Source organism: Mucilaginibacter defluvii (genome assembly GCF_039543225.1).
Lineage (GTDB): Bacteria > Bacteroidota > Bacteroidia > Sphingobacteriales > Sphingobacteriaceae > Mucilaginibacter > Mucilaginibacter defluvii.
In genome coordinates, this window is sequence record NZ_BAABJI010000002.1 from 2,183,385 (window position 1) to 2,205,364 (window position 21,980).

Here is a 21,980-nt window from a genome sequence, read left to right on the forward strand (position 1 = left end):
TGCCTAATCAGGGGATGAAGGCATTGCTCCCCAGACTGGACATAATTCGAACCATTTGGTGGAACAACTAAAGGTTTTAAATGAATTAAAAGTTGCCTAAAATAAAGATTCGATTCAACTATGGGCTGCGTAAACCTATTGTTATGAACCAGTAGGGGAAAAATATCCAACCGCTTTTTGGATGATTTAAGTCTGCTTGTAAGCTGATTAATGTATAAAGGTTGACGACATCATTGTCGTCAACCTAATGTAGAAAACGGTAGATTATCGAAGATAAACATTGCCCCGACTACTTTTCTTTGCAAAGAAAAGTAGCAAAAGAAACAATAGATTATACAGTCTCATGATTAACCTAAAAGAAATCAACTTAGTTTCTATTGGGTTTTTTCTTCGCAGACTGGACATAACTCGTACCACTTGGTGGAACAATCGAAGATTTTAACGATTTGCGAATAGCTTGATTTGCTTATTTGATCCCTTTCCGAGCGACTTTATTAGGAGAGGTTTACTGATTGAACCTATCCCGTATCTTTCATTAGCTTGCTGAGGCTAATTCGTTAAATTTTCTTCGAATACACGCAGTTCAGCAGTGCACTACTTTTACAATATTGAAGTCATCCGCCTCAAGTTCTTTCTTGGTAAGTGATTTGATTAGGTTGATTGTCGGTTCGCAAGTAATGATGATATTCGATATATTTGAGGGTGCTACTGCTTTGTGCAGATTTAAGCCTATTCCTAATGATTATATACTCAACCCAAAATAATAAATTAAGCCCATTAAAGGATTTACCTTTTAAATTAGAACGTGACCTGCAAAGAGTCTTTGAACAGAACCTTCCCGACATAACAGGGCTTGAGTTTATTAAATCTGAATTCATTATTAAAAATAGCCGGATAGATACGCTTGCTTTTGATAGCGAAAACAATGCATTTGTGATAATTGAGTATAAGAGGGATCGAAACTATAGCGTGGTTGACCAGGGAGTATCGTATCTGAATTTGATGCTCGAATACAAAGCTGATTTTATCATTGAGTATAATGAAAGCAAACAGAAAAATCTAAAGCGTGACCAAATTGATTGGAGTCAAAGTAAGGTTGTGTTTGTTTCTAATGCTTTTACTGATTTCCAAAAACAGTCCACTAATTTTAAAGACCTTTCAATTGAGCTATGGGAAGTAAAAAGATTTAATGGCGATATAATCGTTATTAATCCCATAAAAAAATCGGCATCAGCACCGAGTATTAAGCCAATTGCAGAACAGAACAAACAGTTGGAGAAAGTAAGTAAGGAAATAAAAACGTTTACCGAAGAAGAACACATTGCACGGGTACCGGAAGATATAGCTGAACTGTATAACACCTTTAAGACTGCGATATTAAACCTAAATCCCGACATTGAGATTCAAGCAAAAAAGGACTACATAGCATTCAAAAAAGGAACGAATATAATTGACATAACGCTTTTAAAACGATACCTAAAAATGTGGATCAACTTAAAAAAGGGTAGTTTGGACGACCCCAAAAATCTGATGAGAGATGTCTCAGAGATTGGGCATTGGGGTAATGGAGATTATGAAGTTATTGTTGAAAATGATTTTGATCTGGAATACATAATGAGTTTGGTAAAACAAGCTCTTATAAAATAAAATATGAGCGATATAAACGAAATTGAAAAAACCCTATGGGCAGCAGCTGATAAGCTAAGAAGCAATATGGATGCTGCGGAATATAAGCACATTGTGTTAGGATTAATTTTTCTAAAATATATATCTGACGCCTTTGCAGAACTGCATCAAAAACTAAATGATGGACAGGGTGAGTTTGAAGGTGCTGACCCTGAAGATTCTGACGAATACTTAGCCTACAATGTTTTTTATGTGCCTGAAAAAGCCCGATGGACTTTTTTAAGAGACAATGCTAAACAACCTGAAATCGGAGTTCTGATTGACCAGGCTATGGATAGTATTGAGAAGATCAATGATAGCTTAAAAGGAGTATTACCTAAAAATTATGCAGATCCTGATCTTGACAAACAACGTTTAGGGGAACTTATTGACTTAATTAGTAAAATTGGCTTTGGGGGTGAAGGACATCAAGGCAAGGATCTGCTTGGCCAGGTGTATGAGTATTTCTTAGGAATGTTTGCAGATGCTGAAGGTAAAAACGGAGGGCAGTTTTATACGCCACAAAGTATTGTAAAACTTTTAGTTGAAATGCTTGAGCCTTATAAAGGAAGAATTTATGATGGATGTTGTGGCAGTGGTGGCATGTTCGTGCAAAGTGAAAAATTTATTGAAAATCATCAGGGCAAAATAGGCGACTTAAGTATTTACGGACAAGAAAGCAACCCTACTACCGTAAAGCTGGCGAAGATGAACTTGGCGATACGAGGGATCGACGCAAATATTCAATTTGGAGATACATTTACAAACGATTTACACCCCGACCTAAAAGCTGATTATATTATTGCCAACCCGCCGTTTAATATCTCCGACTGGAAGGGCGAGCAGCTACGTGATGATGTACGTTGGAAATACGGCACACCTCCCGTAGGTAATGCTAACTATGCTTGGCTGCAACACTTTATTCATAAACTAAGCCCTAATGGTACCGCAGGTATAGTTTTGGCAAATGGGAGCATGAACAGCAATACCGGCAGCGAAGGTGAGATTAGGAAAAATATGATTGAAGCCGGATTAGTAGATTGTATGGTTACACTACCAGCCAACTTGTTTTACAATACCACCATTGCCGCTTCATTATGGTTTTTAACAAAAAACAAAACCAATAATGGATTCCGCAAGCGTGAAAACGAAATTTTGTTTATTGATGCCCGCAAAATGGGCAAGATGATTAACAGACGGAATCGAGTTCTGCGTGATGGCAGTAATGACGATATAAACGAAATTAAAACTATTACCGACACTTACCATAAGTGGCGAAATGTAAACGATGGTTATGCCGACACGCCAGGCTTTTGCAAAGCTGCAACTTTAGACGAAGTACGCTTAAACAATTATGTGTTAACACCCAGCCGATATGTTGGTACGGAAGACGAGCAAATAGACGCAATGCCTTTTGAAGAAAAAATGCAAGTCCTTACTGCGAAGTTAGCCGAGCAATTTGCTAAAGATACTGAACTAGAAATAGCCATTCGTAGAAGCCTAAAAGAAATTGGATATGAGTTTTGATGAATGGAATAAGGTAACAATTGAGTCACTTGTTGATGAGAACAGAGGTATATCATATGGCATAGTCCAGCCAGGTGAATTTATTAATAGTGGAGGCATTCCTATTTTAAAAGTCAATAACTTGACTGAAAGAAGATTTGATTTGAAAGACGTCTCTCAAGTTAAGCCTGAAATTGAAAGCAAATATTCCAGAACAAGATTACAAGGAAATGAAATACTAGTTAGTTTGGTTGGTAGTTTAGGATTTGTCTTTAAAGTAACTAACCAGCAAATCGGGTGGAATGTCGTTAGAGCAATAGGCGTCTTGCCGATAAAGGAAGGCATCAACAGGGACTTTATTTATTGGGCTTTAAAACAGCCTCATGTACAAAAAGCATTCGATTATTATGCTACGCACACTGTTCAATCAACATTAAACTTAAAAGAATTGAGAGAAATCCAGATTTCATTACCATCTGGAAACATTCAGAATCAAATTGCTACTATTTTATCTTCGCTTGACGATAAAATCGAAAATAACCTTGCCACAAACCAAACGCTTGAAGAAATAACCTGTGCGCTCTTTAAAGAATGGTTTGTCAATTTCAACTATCCTGGCGCTGACGGCAATTTAAAACATAGCGAGGTTGGCGATATTCCCGTGAGTTGGGAAGTTGGATCGTTGTTTGACATTGCTGATCAGGTAAGGGAAAATATAAATCCGTCGAAATACCCTGAAAAAGAATTTTATCATTACAGTTTGCCAGCATTTGATACTGACGAGTTGCCCAGCAAAGATTTGGGTAGCAATATTTTAAGCAACAAAACAGCGGTTAAAGCTTATTCTGTATTATTCTCAAAGCTTAATCCTAGAATACCAAGAATTTGGTCGATTGGGACTATAGATGAAGATTCATCAGTTTGTTCAACAGAGTTTATTGGCTTTGTTCCCAAGCGTAAGTATTATTATTCATATCTGAATTACTTATTAAAACAGCCTGAGCTAATTAGAAAATTAACAAATATCGCTACAGGCACGAGTAATAGTCATCAGCGGATCAAACCAACAGATCTCTTTGAGTTAGAAATATTAATTCCTGATGATGAAATTTTAAAAAGTTTTGAAAAGACAGTTAGGCCAATCTTGGAAACCAGATTTCATAAAATAATTGAAAATCAACAATTAGCGGCAACTAGAAATTCTTTATTGCCAAAACTTATGTCGGGTGAAATAAAAGTAAATGGCTATTAATGTAACTCCATATGAAGATCCGCAATTTTTACGATTTAACGAGTCGTTAGATGAGGCGGGTCAGATTGACATTGCAGGCGTGATGTTTTACCCGAGTCGCGTTCTTTTTGAAATGGAGCCGATAGGCTATGTTGAAGCTTACCAAGAATTTCAAGATATAGAATATGAGCGGTTGAAAGATATGGTTTACAATCAGTATCCATCTTGCATAGCTTACAATTTCAGACTTTCTGAAAAAGGTGAGGGAGCATCAGACCCGGTTAGAAAACTATTGCACCTGAAAGACACTTGGGAGTCTATTGCATTTGTTCTGTATGCGATTGTTTGGGGTGAAATACGCCACAAAGGAATTGACCTTAAAGCTTCACAGATTTTGGTTGGCACAAGCTCAACAGGTCCTATTTATAGAAACTTCCATACCGACCGCCTGATTTCTGATGCACTAAAACCCAAAATTCAAAACCTAAAAGCAGTTGTTGAATACTCCAGGGCCAATGGATTAGGTTTAAAGTGTGAAGAAATAGTGCCTAATTTGTTGGACAAACTTTTGGCTTTGCAAGACATAAGAAATGATATCTCGCATCATACTGCACCGACAAGAGAAGAAGCTGAAGCAGAACTTTTACAAGTCATTCCACTTTTCAAAGAAATGTTGATGATGACAGAGTTTTTAGCAGAATGCAAAATTTTAAGATTTGAAAGTTTTGCTGTAAGATGCAGATGCGAAGAATTTAACGGACACTATCTGAACAAGGAATTTGGTGATTTTGACTTTGCAAATAATCAGGCTTTTGTATTAGGTCTTGGACAAGAGCAACTTTTTATAAAATGGGATAATGAAATTTTCAGTCTTTCGCCTTTCCTACATTTTCTGAAAGACGGAGTAGGTAGAGAGACCTATTTGAGCTTTTTCAAAGGCAAAAAAGAAGGTAAATATTGGTTTGAGCCAATTACTAAACGTGATGAAATTTCATTTGATCATTTGCAAGCTCGCTTTGATGCAGAACAAGCAACGTTAATCAATTTAATTGTGCCATAATGACCATGTTAACAGAAGAAGAAATAGAACAAATGGCTCTTCAAACTTTGCAAAAGCAAGGCTACGAGATACTAAATGGTGCAAGCATTGAGCGGGCTTACAATGAAGTGGTTTTAACCAACCGTTTGCAAGCGGCTATTGATAAAATTAATCCTGAAATTCCTGCCGATATACGAGAAGAAGCGGCAAGAAATGTGGCGAGAGTTCCTTTCACCAATTTATTGGCCAACAACGAGGCAATTCATAAACTCATGACCGAAGGCGTTGACGTAAAAGGTAGAGATGGCGACCAAATTAAAACCTTTAAAGTTTGGTTGATTGATTTCCAGAATTGCGAAAACAACGATTTCACCGCAGTTAACCAGCTTACAATTGTTGAAAATCATGACAATAAGCGGCCGGATATTATTGTATTTGTCAATGGCTTGCCTTTAGTAGTTATAGAAATAAAAAATGCAATCAACGAAAAAGCCGATTTAAAGGCGGCATACAATCAGCTTCAAACATATAAGCAAGCAATACCAACATTATTCAATTATAATAGCTTTTTAATAGTTACAGATGGATGGTTTGCTAAGGCGGGCACCATAACCAGCGATTATAGCAGATTTAGTGGCTGGAAAACTCCGGAGGCACAGTTTGAAAACACATTTTCCGAACCTGAAGAAAAATACCAGACAACCATCTTTCCTTCATCAAGCGGAAATGTTGAAATGGATGTGGTTTTCAGTGGAATGCTCAATAAAAAAACGCTAATAGATTTATTGCGCTACTTTATTGTCTTTGAAAAAACGAAAGACAAAACGGTAAAGAAGATAGCAGCCTATCATCAGTACTACGCTGTAAATAAAGCAATTCAGTCAACGGTAAAAGCGTCATCACTTTCCGGAGACCAACGAGCTGGCGTGGTATGGCATACACAAGGCAGTGGTAAGAGTTTGAGTATGGTGTTTTATGCCGGTAAAATGGTAGTAACTCCACAATTGAACAATCCTACTATAGTTGTTTTAACAGACCGTAATGACTTAGATCAGCAGTTATTTGAAACCTTCAGCAATTGCCAGCAATTAATACGGCAGACACCAGTACAGGCAGAAAGCCGCAGCCATTTACAAAGTCTGCTTTCAGTTGCGTCTGGTGGTGTGGTTTTCACAACTATACAAAAATTCATGCCCGAAGAGAAAGGTGCAACTTATCCAAAGCTATCTGACCGAAGAAATATCGTGGTAATTGCAGATGAAGCGCATCGAAGTCAGTATGATTTTATAGACGGTTATGCCAGGCATATGCGCGATGCTTTACCTAATGCTTCTTTTATTGGCTTCACCGGAACACCTATTGAAAGTGAAGACAAAAATACTAAAGCAATTTTTGGCGAATATGTAGACATATATGATATACAACAAGCGGTTGAAGATGGTGCAACTGTAAGAATTTTTTATGAAAGTCGTTTAGCAAAAATCGAACTGGCCCCTGAAGAGCAAGAGGTTATAGACCAAAGAATAGAAGAAGTAACTGAAGAAGATGAGCTTACAGAAAGGCAGCAGCGGTTTGCCAAGTGGACACAACAAGAAGCTATTGTTGGTAGCGATAAACGGCTAAAGCAAGTTGCTGCCGACTTAGTAAAACACTTTGAACAACGTTGTGAAGCTTTTGATGGTAAGGGAATGATTGTTAACATGAGCCGCAGAATTTGTGTGGCTTTGCATGATGAAATTGTTAAAATCCGTCCAGAGTGGTACAGCGGCGATGATGACAAAGGTGTTATCAAGGTGATAATGACAGGTTCTTCATCTGACCCATTGGATTGGCAGGAACATATACGAAACAAGCCAAGAAGAAAAGCCATTGGGGATAGATTGCGAGACTCGAGCGATCCGTTAAAACTTGTATTGGTTCGTGATATGTGGTTAACGGGGTTCGACGCACCTTGTTTACATACTTTGTATGTAGATAAACCTATGACCGGCCATAACCTTATGCAGGCTATTGCAAGGGTGAATCGGGTTTTTAAAGACAAAGAAGGTGGACTAATTGTCGACTATTTAGGAATTGCGCAGGACCTAAAAAGAGCACTAAACATTTATACGTCAAGTGGTGGCAAAGGAAAAATTGAGTTCGACCAGGAAGAAGCAGTGGCGAAGATGGAGGAACTATATGGAGTTGTGGTAGACTTGTTTCATGGCTTCGAATACAAACATTTCTTCGATTTACAACCAAGAGAAAAACTAACCTTCTTGTTAGATGCCACCGACTTTATTTTAAAATTGGATAAAGGACAAGAACGGTTCAGCACGAATGTATCAAACCTTTCTAAAGCATTTGCTATATCCGTACCACATCCCAAAGCTCTGGCCATAAGAGACGATTTGAGCTTTTTTCAGGCGATTAAAGCAAGAATTTCTAAGCTAAGGGAAAGTAGTAAAAGGAGAAGTGACGAGGAAGTCGAGACTGCTATAAGGCAAATAATTTCAGACGCTTTAATATCAACTGAAGTAGTTGACATCTTCCAAGCTGCCGGATTACAAAATCCTGAAATATCCGGGCTTAACATTCTTTCTGACGAATTTATGGCTGAAGTGAAGGACATGCCTCGAAAGAACCTCGCTTTAGAACTGTTGAAACGTCTGCTGAACGATGAAATTAAATCACGATCTAAAAAAAATATTATTCAGAGTAAAAAGTTTTCAGAAATGCTTGCTGACGCGATAAAACGCTATCAAAATAATGCTCTCACAGCAGCTGAAATCATTGATGAACTTATTCGACTTGCCAAGCAAATTAAAGAAGCTGATAAGAGAGGTGAAAGTTTAAATCTGGATTTTAGAGAACTGGCATTTTATGACGCTTTGGAAGTCAGTGATAGTGCTGTACAAATTTTAGGTGATGAGGTTTTAAAATCTATTGCACGCGAATTAGTCGCCAGTGTAAAAAGCTCTGTTACAATTGATTGGGAAAAGAAAGAAAGTGTTCAAGCCAAGATGCGTGTTATGATAAAACGGATTTTAAAAAAATACGGATACCCTCCAGAAAAGCAAGAGCAAGCAATTAAAACAATTTTGGAACAAGCAAAACTTATTGGCGACGCCCTTTCCAATGTGAATTAAAATGCTTATTAGATAATTAAAAGTATCGAAACCCAAACGGCAGACAACGAATTATTCACTAAACTCGTTTTAACGAAACAACGCATTGGGGTCAAAATATTTTTTGACTGCATTGAAAAGCTTTAACGATTCTTTTTTTGCAATCTGATATTTTGATTTTAGCTCGTCCTGAAAATCTTTTTGCTGTGTTAGCTTTACAACTTGAGCGAACTCCTCCAGACTAAGCTTGTAATGATTAGCTACCTGTAGATTAAAAAACCCGACCAAGCTATCCTCTAGTCCCGCTTGATCAGGAATTACTAATACCGGGTCAGCAACTTCAACCACCTTTATCGTGTCGCTAACAGAAGGTTTAGTGTTAACCACAGTTAAAATAAATTGTCTTAAATATTGATCTATCTGTTCTTGCAATTCGAGATTTTGTGAGCTAAAAATATCTGCCGTGTAATTTCGGCTAATATTAGCGAACCCGTTATAGGCGCCCCAGAAAGTATATGCCATCCAGCGCTCTTCAACTGACTTACTCATCAGAAAGTCATCCAGCTTTTCCAGGCTATCCGGGTTAAAAGTGAATGCTACAAAATTTTTCATTATAAGGTTTGATGCTTTCTCCAAAGAATAGACATCTATCCTGTTCTCAAGATATTGGTACAATAAAGTCTCCTTACCGCCCTTCGTGTAGCTACTCCCTACCTCTTCCACGATCTTCAAGATCATCTCTTTTCTTGCTGGACCTTTATTAGACTTGGCGAATTTTAAGATGGCATTGATGATGAAAGTAAATTCATTGTCCGGCGTGGCGTTTAGATAGCTCTGGCTCATATTGAATGTAACTTTATTTTCAACGATGTCATAAGAAATGCTGGTCAGGTCCAACCTAAGATCATAAGTTCGTGCAGATAATTGTTCCTGATGGGTATCAGCCGTATTTTTCAGCAATAGCTTGATCCGATTGTTGATTTCATCAGCGCTGTGAACAGATCTCGTGGCTGACTGGAAAACATCAATGAACTGCTGAATATTCCGTCTTAGCTCTATAAAGTGCCCCACGCTAGAACGACGGTTAAGTAGATAGTCATCAAGAATGGTTTTATAGTTTGAACTGCCCAACAGTTCATCGTTGCTGATGACGATATCAAGGTAATGATTTACATCTTTTGCAGTTTTTAACCTTGAAAGTTTACTTAATAGATATTCAACTAGCAAATCCTCGTCAACATCGCTGCCATACTGGAACTGGTCGTGTTCTATTTCCGCTATGTTTACCGCCCTAAATAGTTTTTCAATATATAGATGAATTTCTCCTTTGCCTTTGACGGTTTGCTGACTATCGATACGGCTTTTCAACTCGGCAAAAGCATTGGTTATCTCCTGAAAGCGCATTTTTAGACCCCTCTCTTTTTTTCGGTCGTTCGCGATATGACCGATCACTAAGCCATAAATAAAGCCTTTAAAATGATTGAACCGTTTATCCAAGATGATCTTTAAGGAGGCATCCTCATCTGTTCTGACCACACCAGGTAGGACAGGCGGAAAGACGCGGCAGTCGGCATTGCTAATGATCTCAAATGAAGCAATATATTTCTCGGCAACTTTCGTTGGAAGAGAGGTGTTCGCTTTTAATATCGCCATTCTGATGTCCTTTGCCGAAAAGAATAAAATACTAGCTAACCCTTTGTCTAAATATATCGTATTATAATAAGCAAAAACACCTTCAGCAATGAACACAAGCTCAGCCGGGTTGAGCGCGCCTTCCGCTATCTTTAAAATGAATTTAGCGTTGTTCGGATCCTCGTAAGCCGGCGGTTTGCTAAAAAGCAAAATTGCCTCGTCGTTATTCACGGCCGGCAAGACAGGAAAATAGTCGAACCCGAATGCTCTCTTTGCATAGTAACTGGCAGGCGAAACCGATTCACTTGAAAATATATTTTCAAAAGCGAAATCTCTGGTCGATAACGGGTAATAATAATGTGCCATATTACTGATATTTTGATGGTGATAACCCGTCGAAGAACGGTGTTATTCCGTCTGAATGGGTGATATATAAATTCCTGTAACTGCGTGTCAACCCGACGAACAAAGCGGCTTGGTAGCGTTCGATGAACCAATCATCATGTCCCGGATAATCACAGAACGGGATAAACACCGTTTCGAACTGTAGGCCCTTAGAGGCGTGGTAGGTCAACAATTTAGGGAGGTTGGACTCAAAATCGATCTCTAATCCATTTTCGCCATAAGAACTCACTTTATATTCATGCGCAAAGCCTTTTTCATCGAAATACCCGTTTACATCTGGTATGTTTCGGTGATAATTATTTTTGGGCGCCTTACCCCGATGCGTAAACGGAACAAGGATCGCTACATCCGTATAGTTGCGTGTCTTGATCTCATTCATAATGTAATCAAGTTCTTTTTTCCAGTCGACAAATTTCTTCAACCTCGGTTTATCCATGCCGGTTTTGACACATTTCGCTTCTAGGGTTTTGTCTGCTGATATATGTTCAGCGAGCGCGGCAATTGTATTAGGTAGACGATAGTTTTTCAGTAACTCGAAATGATCTAATTTAAGATGGTCAGCGATTTGCTCTATGGTAAGCGTACTTTCGTAAACTTCTGTTTCCTTATTCTTTTTCTCTTTGTAAAGCTGCTGCTCACTATCTCCGTAAAGCATGATGGATTTCATACTGGCATTAGATAGCTCATCGATTTCGCTTTGTGTAAAATCCTGCGCCTCATCTACGATGATGTAATCGACATCTGCGCCATCCCATTTATCAAAGTGTATTATCTGGTGTATCGGTATTTTAAGTTCAATGATCCCAGACCGCAAAAATCCTTTCAACGCCTTGGTATAAACCACCAGGGTGAAGCTTGCAGGATCGTCCTCGTCCTCTGCAAGCGACTCAATATAGATGTCCAATGCCCGGTATAACGCCAGCAGTGTTTTTCCACTTCCTGGACAACCCTTAATCACATAGCTTTCATTAATACTCAATCCACGGATCTTTCGTTGGAATTCATCTAATTCACTGGGGTCGATCAACCATTTTTCTCGTGGCATGCGTAACGTTATAATTGAGCGTCAAATCAGTCCAAGGCTTGAGATCCTGATAGCCATAGCAGTGGTACTAACATCAAATTTTCTTGCCAGTGCTTCTATAGCATCGCCACTGGCCAGGTCAAGCTTTGCTTTCTCCACTTCTTTTCTCAACAAATTGCTTGGCATAAGTAGCGCGGAGGCAAAAACATTCGCTTCTTGCTCCATCTGCTGCTTTTCAGGTGTATCACCAGAACTAACACTTCGGTAAATCATCTGTTTGTCGACGAACAGGTCACTTTTGTCCCGGTGAAGATCAAAGTGCCCGATCTCGTGAGCGATAGTATATCTGATGCGAACGGGTGCTTCGGTAGGATTTATACCAATGGTACCAACGCCTTCTTGTATGGCGAGCAAACCTGAGACCCCATCGCCTAGATCATATTCCATGACGTTAAGGCCAAGCGACTTCGCAATAGCTTTCACGTCAATGGGTAGTTTGAGTTCGGGCAGTGACTTGAGTATGGCATTTACCCGGCTGTTTATTAATTTGATGTTTACTGACATAACTTTACTTGTTTAATAACGACAGAAAGTCTAACACAGCATTTTTGTCTTTGTGATCAAATTCATTAGGGTCAAGCTCCGATTGTACTTTTTCTTTCAACTGTTCATTAGTAGTTGTGTTTTTATCAACTTTTAATGTTACAGGGATAAGTTTGATGTATTCGATATTTAACATGGCCGCTATTTGAAGAATTTGATACACTGATGGCCTGTGTCTGCCTTTCTCCAAATTAATAATGGACGACCTTGTAAGATTAAGATATTCAGCAAGTTCTTCTTGGCTAATGCGCTGGCGCAATCTTTCAACCTTAATTTTCTCACCTAACTCATTGTAGAAATCCTCTATACTCGGCAGCTCCATTACTAAAATTATTAGCAAATGTAAATAATTAGACAAAGATAAAAAATGTTTATGATACTTTACATCATATTTTTATAAAACTTAGCAAAATTTAACATTTTGTTTTATAAAACTATACAAAAAAATTAATTACGTTAAAACCTTGCATTTTGAAAATATGGAGTTATATTTGTCCCGGAGGAAAGGATATAAAAAAACCAGGCAGAAACTACCTGGCATGTAAATTCAAAAAAGACCAATAGCCTTAAAAGCTTCTTGGCTCCTAAGTAAGTACAGATTGTGGTGATCAAACTTACTTTCTTTTTTGCAATTCTGCAAGCTCTCGATAGGTTCTAAACCAAAATTTAAGGCGTTTAAGCCGTTTTTCTGGGCCTGAAAGGTTGAACTTTAAATAAAAACGATTTAAAAAAGCTGATTTACTACCGGATACGATCCGGCGTGCTGCCGAAATGATAAGCAGCACCTTAAAATTTTTGGTATTACAAATTTAGAAACAAGATGAAAAAAAATAAAGAAGCCTTGGTGTTCTATATAGACAACAAGCGATTTGAAACTTTTGAACAATTTATGACCGGTGCCGCTTTGAAAAAGCTGGCAGGGATTCCGTTACACATTAAAATGTACCTCGCTGTACAAGAGGGATATGAGCCCGACCTAATCAAGAATGACGAACAGGTCGACCTGGCGCGCACAGATGTTGAGCACTTTTACGTTGAAGATAAACTAAAATTCACTATTAACGGTGAGCCGTTCTTCTCATATGAGCAGTACATCTCTGCAGAGAAAATCAGAGAGCTTGGTAAGGTACCGGGAACCGATGAATTGTTTTTAAAAGTGCCCGAACCTTATGAGGACGAGTTGATTGTTGATGGCAGACAGGTCGACCTTGCGCTGCCGGGCAAAGAGCATTTCATCTCCAAACCGTTCAGTGTCGTTATTTTAGTTAATACACGCCGCAAGCCATGGGCGAAAAGAACAGTCACTTTTGAAGAAGTGGTTATTTTAGCCTTTGGTAGTTATGACCCGAATCCGCAGAAGGTTTATACCGTAAACTATAGCGGCGGGCCAGAACCAAAACCCGAAGGCTCTATGGTGAAGGGATCAGTTGTACTCGTTAAAGATAAGATGAATTTCGATGTCTCTGCAACTAATCAATCATAGCCCCGATCTCAAACGTCTTAGAGACGAAGGCTATGAAGTAGAAGTACATGGTGGATATTTAATTATCCACCATGTACCCTATTTGAACAACAAGTTGGAGATTAAATACGGCACCTTGGTAAGTCAGCTAACACTTGCAAATCCCACCACTACGGCACCCAATCCCCCGCATATCATTTATTTTATGGGGGAAAATCCGTGCAACCAGGATGGAAGTGAAATTACGGCGATAAAAAATAGCAACCCTATAATGTTGATCCGGGAAGGTGTAACCACTAATCATCTCTTCTCAAACAAACCGGCTAACGGCTACCCCGACTATTATGAAAAGTTGACTACATATATAAGGGTAATATCCGGGCCAGCACAAGCGATTGATGACCAAGTAACTGCTAAAACATTTAAAGTAGTACCTGTTGTTGCTGAAGGTTCCGTTTTTCAATATGTTGATACAAACTCGAGCAGAGCCGAGATCTTGCAAATCAACGCCAGATTAGAGGGGCAAAAAGTAGCTATCATTGGCCTGGGCGGTACCGGTGCTTATATTTTAGATATGTTGGCCAAAACTCCAGTGGGCGAGATACACATTTACGATGGCGATGTTCTTTTGCAGCATAATGCGTTCAGATCCCCGGGAGCCGCCTCTATTGAGCAACTTGATCAGCAATTGAACAAAGTGGAATATTACGCTGAAATATACTCACGCATGCACAAGCACATCATAAAACATTGCTACTATGTAGACGCTAGAAATGTTGATGAACTCAATAATATGACACATGTATTCATTGCTATTGATAAGAGCAGGCCACGTAAGTTGATCACAGAACACCTTGTTGGAATGAATGTCAACTTTATTGATGTTGGCCTGGGTGTAAATATTGTTGATGAACGTTTGATAGGTACGCTAAGGGTTACCACAGCAACTCCAGAAAAGCATGATCACTTGTCAGGTAAACTACCTGGCACTGATGATGATGATAACGAGTATGCGACCAATATCCAGATCGCCGAGCTTAATGCGATGAACGCCATGTTAGCGGTGATCAAGTGGAAAAAACTTAGCGGCATCTATGCAGATGTCGGCGGAGAACATCATTCATCGTACCTGGTAACAACTTCAAAAATAATCAATGATGACGCTACATCATAAATTCGTCGAGCACGTCCCTGATGTTATGGAACCGAACATACTGTATGTTTCGATCCCTTATTGCACAGCCATGCACTTGTGTGTATGTGGCTGTGGCAATGAGGTTGTAACACCCATCTCGCCTGTAGATTGGCAGCTGAAGTTTAATGGCAAGACAATCTCTTTGAGCCCTTCTATTGGGAACTGGAACTTTGAATGCCGGTCCCATTACTGGATCATAGATAACAAGGTCAAATATTCTGGAAACTGGAGCGACGAAAAAGTGGCAAGTGGAAGAGCAGACGAGCGCAGGCGCAAAGACAAATATTTCGGCGAGGTTTCGGCGAAAACAAAAGGGGGTATTACTATGAAGAGCAAGAAGAAGAAAAAGTCGCGTTTTCAACGCTTCAAATCATTCTTCAGCTTTTTTAATTTTTGAAATACTTAAGAAAGAGAAAGGAGGTATTAACCGTGAGTAAAGCAACAAAGGTAAATAAGAGTGCGATAACCGGGAGGTTCGTTAGTAACACCCAAGTTAAAAGAAGTCCAAAAACGACTTATGTTCAGACCGTAAAGAAGTCTAAATAACATAAGACATTTGTGTTAGTAAGCCGTGCCATATTGGCGCGGCTTAACTGACGCTCGCATGGTTTATAACATTGAGCATGTAGTTGTGTGACTAAGGAATAGTTTAACCTGCGATTTTACGTATTCAAAACTGCCAAGATGCTCTGAAAAAAATGGTGCTCTTTATCATGACGGGTAGTCAATGCATCGGTGCCATTTACTTATTAACATTGCGATTAACTATCTTGCGTACCTCGAACGTGGGTGTTGGTTAATGGTACTTTTTTTCGAGCTTATCTCTGCCTTCCGGCTCCGGCTGAAATTCAAAAGTGACCAACGGATAATAGTCTCTCATATCTAGAAAATCCAAAAAAGTTACGGAGGGAACGTTCCTGACCAAGTTGTATTTGGTGATGAGTTGTTCATCGATACAGGTAGCGTCTGCAACCAGTTTGTTGAGTTCCCAGTCCCTGCCGATCCGTGATATGCTGTTGAAGAGAAGAAGATATTGCTCCGGTGTTGACAATTGTGCGCGAAGTGTTTTGCTATACTCATATTTTTCTGGGTATGAAAAGATTGACTGTTCGTTGATGTATTTGACTGTTTGAAACAGATGTCGGTAGTAGTGCCCGAGCTTGAACTGGTGTCCGCCATAAAATTTATAAGGACGACTGAACGAAAGGTGTCGAAATTTACTGTCCCGATCTAATGTTTCGCTAAATACATTTAAATGGTCAGCATTTTCAGCCATGTTTGCTGTCAACTGCTCTAAGTAAGCTGTGCGCAGAGGAAATTGAAGCTCACGCCATTGATTATACTCTTCGGAATCTCGGTGCGGTTTACGGCTTAAATAATCAAGTACGTACTTAAGAAACATAGGGTGGTATACCGACTGATATAGATTTTTGATGGCTTCACGATCCCACTTGTTTAGGCCGAAAAAAACCACCGAGTAAGCTATATCGCAAAGGATTAGTTGTAAGGGTTTGATGTCCGGACGCTGTTTTAAAATACAGCCTATCTTCGCAGTTTCCGCTGGCAAGCATATCTTTTCATACGTAAACAACTGGAAGAATGGCCGAAGGTCATGAATGCAGGTTTCGAACTGTGTGAGGATAAACTCGAACGTGACCTTGCCCTGGTGGTTAGGTACTTTAGCCATTGCGGTAAGGGTTGTTGTAGCTGATATGGTTCGAGTTATCGACGTGGATCTGTATCAGCGTAAAGATCCGGGCCTCCTTTTTATCCTTTTCTGTCGCAATCTTCTGTTCTCGGTAAGTGAGCAATACCATAACAAAGCCAGCCAGCGAAAACAGGGTGCCAACCACTCCCGCGATAAAATCTCCTACCGCCCCTGTCTTAGTTACTTCGACCTCACCGGAGCCCCATACTGTATAGCTCTTCGTCAAACGGTAAAAGAACATTCCTCCGATAATGAGACCGGCAAGGGTAATGAGCAATGCGATAAAAAGAATTGGGTTACGGCGTAACCACACCCATGCCCGTACAAAAAAAAACACCATAGCTTTCAGATTCAGGTTGCCCGAAGATACAAATTTCGGTCATAATGCAGTCTCTGTAGCAACTAAAAATACTCCATGAATCATCTCGTATTAAATATATAAAAGATGACACATTGATTGTAGACGAATTAGAACTATGATAGAAATATTTTAGCCGTCAAATTAAATATACAATTTGAGTTGATATCTGTAATAAAGAATGCAGCAACTGCTTGTCGCCAGGCAGCTGTAGCGTACTCATATTATTATGCGAATTACGTTCTTTATAGAATTGAGCCGAATATTTGCTGCTTTTAAACAACACCAGCTAAAGTTTAATAAAGTTAATAAAGCAAGCCATGTTTTGGGCAGCCCAAAACGTCTTGTCGGGACACCCGAACCCGATATACTTCACTATGTTCAGCATATAACATAGCACTTGAATGCACAGATTTCATTGGGCTTAGTTCAGAAGAAAAGCTATTTGTAGCTTTGTAACTAAATAACGGGAACTTATGTATCTTGAAAAGACAATTGCGATTAAATCAATATACCACCATATGAAAAATTTGACGACGAACGATAAAGCGGCGATTGGACTGTTCATTCTGTGGTTGCTTGTCTTCCTGTTACACTCCTGAAGTGCTAATACAGCTTTAAAATAAATCGTTCGTCAGTACGAGTAACTACCGAAAAAATCTTAAATAAAGTAGTAACATTTGCCGCCATAAATAAAGTTTATGGCAAGGCCGACAGTACATAAAGACGAGAAGCGAATATTCAGGATAACAATCCGGTTAACTGCCATTGAGCGCTTACAAGTACAGCAAGCCGCAAAAGCGGCAGGTCTGTCCAACTACTTGTATGTGCGGGAGAAACTACTCAAAGGGCGCGCACCTGAGCCCAAGTTGGCTCGTATCGACATCGACACATACGTCGAACTGAAAAAGATCGGCACCAATATCAATCAGCTTGCCAGGCAGACCAATTCCGGCCGGTTTCCTTTCGGTATAAGTTCAGCTTTGCGTGACTTATCCGAACAACTACAGCTCATCATTAAAATATTGCTCAATTGATAGCCAGCCAAAAGATCGGTAAAAGTTTTATGGGTGCTTTGCAGTATAACTTGAATAAGGTAATACATCCTGATAAGAGCAAACGGGCAACCATACTCGACACAAATTTCGCATCTGCTGATTTACGTATTATCAAACAGGAAGTGGATTTGGTGCGCAGCTTCCGGCCTGCTCTGAACAGGTACGTTTATCATACCAGCCTGAACTTTGCTAAAGAAGACGTGCTGGAAAATAAACAGTTGTTAGCTATAGCGCATGATTATTTACGCAAAAGTGGTTACGATGACAATCAGTATTTTATTTTCAGGCATAATGATGCCGACCATTTACACCTTCATTTATTGGTAAACCGCATCCGTTTTGACGGTACCGTTGTTTCCGACAGCCAAAACTTCAAAAAGAGCGAAGCCATACTAAGGGAACTGGAACAGCAGTATAACCTTATAACGGTAGAGCCGCATATCGGGCAATCGACTGAACTGAATAATGGCAGAACTAAAAACCCAGGCAACATCATCTCCAAAAATAAACGCCCTTTAAAAGCACCGACTAAGGGTGAACTGGAAATGATGGAGAGGACTGGCGGCGTATCTGAAAAGCTTTTACTCCAGGAGAAGCTATCGCTTTTACTGCCATCCCGCCGTATCAGCATACAGGAGTTTATTGAGCGTTGCGAGCGGCATGGCATTTCTTTGCTTTTTAACCAGGCATCGACAGGCAGGGTAAGCGGCATTACCTATTTCCACAACGATTTCAAGATACGCGGACAGGCATTGGGGAACCGCTTTAAATGGAATGAGATATTAAAACACATCGACTATGAACAAGGCAGAGACAGCGCGGCGATTAGCGCAGCAAACGATAGGACAAGAGCAAAGTACGGCCAGCGGGAACCCGCAGCAAACATCGGCAATGGACACCGCATTGAAGGACTTCCTGCAAACGATAAAGGAACTGACCGAAAAGACGGCTATCAACCAGCCGCTTTTGCGGGAGATCATACAGCGGCAGGAATCGATAGAACGGGAATTGAAGAAAAGCAAAGCCAATCACCGAGTGCAGATTTACTTCATAGGGCTGACAGCCATCCTGAATTTGATAGGCTGGACACTGCTTTGAACATCAGTATTAGCGACGACGTGGATGACGAGGCGATTTATGGGAAAGACCGCCAAAGGCAGCGAAAGGCCAGAACTAACAGGCGATAGTGACGCTATCGCCTTAACTTGTTCCTCTGGTAGTAAATTATCCGCACTTGCTTCTGCAATATCCCTATTCAGTATTGCATAGAACATGATTGTTCCCCTATTTTGCCGTCCTACGCGCTGTCGGCTACTGAAGTGAGGTAACGGAATACTTATTCTTTCGCGAGAAGGAATTCGCGGAATTAGCTGCCTGTTTAGCCCTGTAACGGTGATTTTTACCTGATGAAAGAAACAAACCATGATCAATCCGTAGGGTCGCTTTTCCGGCAGGCCCTTGAAAAGAAAATGACATCTGACCTGAGCCGAAAGCACAAGGACAACCTTCGACACCTTTACAATCATTTTATGCTTTTCTTAGGTGACGAAGGGCGGGAAATTCCGATCCGGGATTTAACGACCGCGCAGATAGAAGCGTTTCTGCATCGCTACGATTCGTCAAGCACCCACTATATGAACAAGCGCCGGGAACTAAGCGTCCTTTTTAATACTGCCGCCAGGCTGATCGACGAAAAACTGCTGACGGTTAAAAGAACGGAGCCGAGAAGGATAAAGGCCAAACTTAACCTGGCTTATGAAAAAGAGCAGTTGAAGCCGATCCTGAATTTCGTTAAGGCAAACCATGACAATTTATATCTTTGCTGCTTGCTAACCTACGGTTGCTTTCTCCGTCCGCATGAAGAAATACGCCTGCTGACTAAAAAACACTTCAAAGCAGGTAATACAGAAATTCATTTGGCGGGCGATGAAAATAAGGGCGGTAAGGTGCGGGTCGTTTACGTGCCTGATTATGTAAGGCAAGAATTAGAACCGGTATTGGACGGCATAAAGCGGGATGATAATATTTTCAGCCTGTGCAAGACACCCTTTAACGAAGCTTACTTCAGTAAGCAGTGGAGCAGGCAAAAGAAGGGTTTGCTGAATTACGGCCTGATCTATCCCAATCAAACGCTTTACTCTTTCAGGCATTCCGCCGCTATAGATGTATTCCGCAGGACGAAAGATGTTTATCTCGTTCAAAAGATGATGGGGCATTCATCGGTAACGGTTACATTAAAATATCTCAGAAGTTTGGGCGAGTTTAACACCGAGGAAATGCGCGAAGCAGCACCTGTATTATGATACGATTAGAAAGGGAAGATCTTTACCGGCTGGTTTGGGAAAAGCCGATGACAGAGATAGCTAAACAATATGCCATATCGGATGTGGGGCTTCGTAAAGCCTGTTTGCGCTTAAATATTCCCATACCGAAAGCAGGACATTGGGCTAAGACATATGCCGGGCAACAATTAAAGAAACCAGCTTTACCGCTAAAATGCAAAGGCCAACCATATGTCGATCTGGAAGAACGACCACCGGAACAACCCGTCAAAAAAGTTTCCGAATTGGATTTGTTAACCAAGCAAATTGCAAAGGAAAAACTGCCTTTCAGGGTTCCGAACAGGTTAAGCAATCCTGACCCTTTAATTATCGCAGCAAAGGAAAGCTTATACAAAAAGACAGATGTAAATCATCCCGGAATGGCTGTAACAGCAACAGGCGAGCTGGATATTCGTGTTGCACCTGTAAATATCACAAGGGCGCTTCGATTTATGGACACCTTAATCAAATTGATTCGCGCCCGAAGGCACCGGTTTGAATCAAATGCTTCCGGTTGCTATATCATCATTCGGGATACATCCTTAAAGGTATGTTTCCGCGAAAAGACCACCAGGCACAAGATAACTCATAAACCTTACCAGGATTTTGAATGGCTGCCCAACGGTAAACTGGCTTTTAAACTTGACGGCAGGCTCAGAGCAGAATGGCAGGATTTAAAGACGAGAAACTTGGAAGACCAGCTACCAAAGATTTTGGCGAAGTTGGAGCTGGTCGCTAAGCAGGAAGAGGAGTACCAGGAGAAAACAAGATTATGGCAGATAGCTTGGGAAAAAGAGCGCAAAGCACAAGCGGAACGCGAAACACGAAGGCGACAGGAATTAAGAGATATTAAACAGTTACTGTCTGAAGCGAAACTTTGGAAAAAAGCGCAACTACTTCGTGAATATATAGGCGCGATGGAGCATCCAAACGATGAATGGTTTCGGTGGGCACATCAGAAAGCTGATTGGATTGATCCGCTGAACGACTCTGAGGATGATTGGTTACTACCGAGTGATAAAAGCGAACTATAGTATTGTGTGCAATATGTGGGGCTCTAAGCGTCTTTTCCTTTGAAAAACTCCATCTTTTCACGTTCACTTGCAAGCAGACGCTCTAACAGTGCAATTTTTTCGTCGTAAAGTTCCACAATCTTTTCGATGGGATTGAAAGTACAACCATAATTTACGCTGGGTCCACCATGTATAACAGAATTATCATAGTTGTTTTGAATATTGTTAATCGCCTTTTCCTCGTCGAAGTTCTTTATAGCTTCAACAGGCACTTTCAAGATAGCCGCTACTTGCGCCAGTAATTCTTCCTCGATGGTTTCTTTTGCTTCCAGCAGGGAAACCCTTTTTTGGCTCCAGTCTTCGCCCAACTCGAAAGCAAGCGCTTCCTGCTTCAGCCCCAGCATTTCGCGAAAGCGTTTAACGTTGCGGCCATGGTGGATTTGGTTGGGTTTTTCTGCTGTTGTGCTCATCGGGTATAAATGTAAGGCTTAAACAAATATAGTAAAAAATGCCCTTTTTGCCTATTGCGGCTTAAAGGACTATCGCAAAACTAATTTATCCCAGTGCCATTCTTCGATAGAATATTCAGGAATAGTTTAGAAAACACTTGCTTTTGAAATTTGATAGGCTTGCCAATACAGACAGGCATTAAA

Annotated in this window: 19 protein-coding genes; 12 read left to right on the forward strand and 7 right to left on the reverse strand. The window is 40.3% G+C overall.

The genetic code is table 11. The annotated features are described in order from the left end of the window. Positions 1–738: 738 nt before the first annotated feature. Genes ABD960_RS15935 through ABD960_RS15955 form a run of 5 tightly spaced genes read left to right on the forward strand, consistent with a single transcriptional unit; the run spans position 739 to position 8,569 of the window. Positions 739–1,647 carry a DUF5655 domain-containing protein gene (locus ABD960_RS15935; RefSeq protein ID WP_345332313.1) on the forward strand — a complete coding sequence of 303 codons (909 nt, stop codon included), beginning with the start codon at positions 739–741 and terminating at the stop codon, positions 1,645–1,647. Between the two features lie 3 nt (positions 1,648–1,650). Next, positions 1,651–3,192 (forward strand): class I SAM-dependent DNA methyltransferase, encoded by a 1,542-nt coding sequence (locus tag ABD960_RS15940; RefSeq protein WP_345332315.1) that lies wholly within the window; start codon positions 1,651–1,653, stop codon positions 3,190–3,192. Continuing rightward, the gene (locus tag ABD960_RS15945; RefSeq protein ID WP_345332318.1) at positions 3,182–4,423 is read left to right on the forward strand and encodes a restriction endonuclease subunit S; all 1,242 of its coding nucleotides are present in this window, start codon (positions 3,182–3,184) and stop codon (positions 4,421–4,423) included. The genes ABD960_RS15940 and ABD960_RS15945 overlap by 11 nt, the downstream gene beginning before the upstream one ends. Continuing rightward, positions 4,413–5,462: a hypothetical protein gene (locus ABD960_RS15950; protein WP_345332321.1), complete on the forward strand. Its 1,050-nt coding sequence runs from the start codon at positions 4,413–4,415 to the stop codon at positions 5,460–5,462. The genes ABD960_RS15945 and ABD960_RS15950 overlap by 11 nt, the downstream gene beginning before the upstream one ends. A gap of 5 nt (positions 5,463–5,467) precedes the next feature. Further along, the gene (locus tag ABD960_RS15955) at positions 5,468–8,569 is read left to right on the forward strand and encodes a type I restriction endonuclease subunit R (protein ID WP_345332324.1); all 3,102 of its coding nucleotides are present in this window, start codon (positions 5,468–5,470) and stop codon (positions 8,567–8,569) included. A gap of 69 nt (positions 8,570–8,638) precedes the next feature. Here the strand turns inward: ABD960_RS15955 and ABD960_RS15960 are convergent, their stop codons facing one another. From ABD960_RS15960 to ABD960_RS15975, 4 genes are read right to left on the reverse strand one after another with little or no spacing between them, the layout of a single operon-like run. Beyond that, positions 8,639–10,546, reverse strand: coding sequence for a hypothetical protein (locus ABD960_RS15960; RefSeq protein WP_345332326.1), 1,908 nt, complete (start codon positions 10,544–10,546; stop codon positions 8,639–8,641). A 1-nt stretch (position 10,547) separates the two neighbouring features. Beyond that, on the reverse strand, positions 10,548–11,630 hold the full coding sequence (locus tag ABD960_RS15965) for a DEAD/DEAH box helicase (protein ID WP_345332329.1): 1,083 nt from the start codon (positions 11,628–11,630) through the stop codon (positions 10,548–10,550). Between the two features lie 21 nt (positions 11,631–11,651). Continuing rightward, complete coding sequence (locus tag ABD960_RS15970) at positions 11,652–12,173, reverse strand: ImmA/IrrE family metallo-endopeptidase (RefSeq protein ID WP_345332331.1); 522 nt, start codon at positions 12,171–12,173, stop codon at positions 11,652–11,654. 4 nt (positions 12,174–12,177) lie between these two features. After that, positions 12,178–12,534 (reverse strand): helix-turn-helix transcriptional regulator, encoded by a 357-nt coding sequence (locus ABD960_RS15975; protein WP_345332333.1) that lies wholly within the window; start codon positions 12,532–12,534, stop codon positions 12,178–12,180. Positions 12,535–13,032: 498 nt separating this feature from the next. On the opposite strand from ABD960_RS15975, the gene ABD960_RS15980 reads away from it, so the two are divergent. The 3 genes from ABD960_RS15980 to ABD960_RS15990 are packed head-to-tail and all read left to right on the forward strand — an operon-like array spanning position 13,033 to position 15,266. After that, positions 13,033–13,695 carry a multiubiquitin domain-containing protein gene (locus ABD960_RS15980; RefSeq protein WP_345332335.1) on the forward strand — a complete coding sequence of 221 codons (663 nt, stop codon included), beginning with the start codon at positions 13,033–13,035 and terminating at the stop codon, positions 13,693–13,695. Then, entirely contained in the window at positions 13,670–14,848 is a 1,179-nt protein-coding gene (locus tag ABD960_RS15985; RefSeq protein WP_345332338.1) for a ThiF family adenylyltransferase, read from the forward strand. The genes ABD960_RS15980 and ABD960_RS15985 overlap by 26 nt, the downstream gene beginning before the upstream one ends. Continuing rightward, complete coding sequence (locus ABD960_RS15990; protein ID WP_345332341.1) at positions 14,829–15,266, forward strand: ubiquitination-like system serine protease family protein; 438 nt, start codon at positions 14,829–14,831, stop codon at positions 15,264–15,266. Before ABD960_RS15985 ends, ABD960_RS15990 begins: the two co-directional genes overlap by 20 nt. A 399-nt stretch (positions 15,267–15,665) precedes the next feature. Here ABD960_RS15990 and ABD960_RS15995 read toward each other — a convergent pair whose 3' ends face one another. After that, positions 15,666–16,556: a putative phage abortive infection protein gene (locus tag ABD960_RS15995; protein ID WP_345332343.1), complete on the reverse strand. Its 891-nt coding sequence runs from the start codon at positions 16,554–16,556 to the stop codon at positions 15,666–15,668. Next, positions 16,549–16,917: a hypothetical protein gene (locus tag ABD960_RS16000; RefSeq protein WP_345332346.1), complete on the reverse strand. Its 369-nt coding sequence runs from the start codon at positions 16,915–16,917 to the stop codon at positions 16,549–16,551. The genes ABD960_RS15995 and ABD960_RS16000 overlap by 8 nt, the downstream gene beginning before the upstream one ends. A 719-nt stretch (positions 16,918–17,636) precedes the next feature. Here ABD960_RS16000 and ABD960_RS16005 point away from each other — a divergent pair. The 4 genes from ABD960_RS16005 (at position 17,637) to ABD960_RS16020 (ending at position 21,348) form a co-directional block, all read left to right on the forward strand. Next, positions 17,637–17,972, forward strand: a complete 336-nt coding sequence (locus ABD960_RS16005) for a plasmid mobilization protein (RefSeq protein WP_345332349.1) — start codon at positions 17,637–17,639, stop codon at positions 17,970–17,972. Beyond that, positions 17,969–19,180, forward strand: a complete 1,212-nt coding sequence (locus ABD960_RS16010; protein ID WP_345332352.1) for a relaxase/mobilization nuclease domain-containing protein — start codon at positions 17,969–17,971, stop codon at positions 19,178–19,180. The genes ABD960_RS16005 and ABD960_RS16010 overlap by 4 nt, the downstream gene beginning before the upstream one ends. Before the next feature lie 219 nt (positions 19,181–19,399). After that, on the forward strand, positions 19,400–20,296 hold the full coding sequence (locus ABD960_RS16015) for a tyrosine-type recombinase/integrase (protein WP_345332355.1): 897 nt from the start codon (positions 19,400–19,402) through the stop codon (positions 20,294–20,296). Beyond that, the gene (locus ABD960_RS16020; protein ID WP_345332358.1) at positions 20,293–21,348 is read left to right on the forward strand and encodes a hypothetical protein; all 1,056 of its coding nucleotides are present in this window, start codon (positions 20,293–20,295) and stop codon (positions 21,346–21,348) included. Before ABD960_RS16015 ends, ABD960_RS16020 begins: the two co-directional genes overlap by 4 nt. A gap of 23 nt (positions 21,349–21,371) precedes the next feature. Here ABD960_RS16020 and ABD960_RS16025 read toward each other — a convergent pair whose 3' ends face one another. Beyond that, positions 21,372–21,797 carry a helix-turn-helix transcriptional regulator gene (locus ABD960_RS16025; RefSeq protein WP_345332360.1) on the reverse strand — a complete coding sequence of 142 codons (426 nt, stop codon included), beginning with the start codon at positions 21,795–21,797 and terminating at the stop codon, positions 21,372–21,374. Positions 21,798–21,980: the final 183 nt, after the last annotated feature.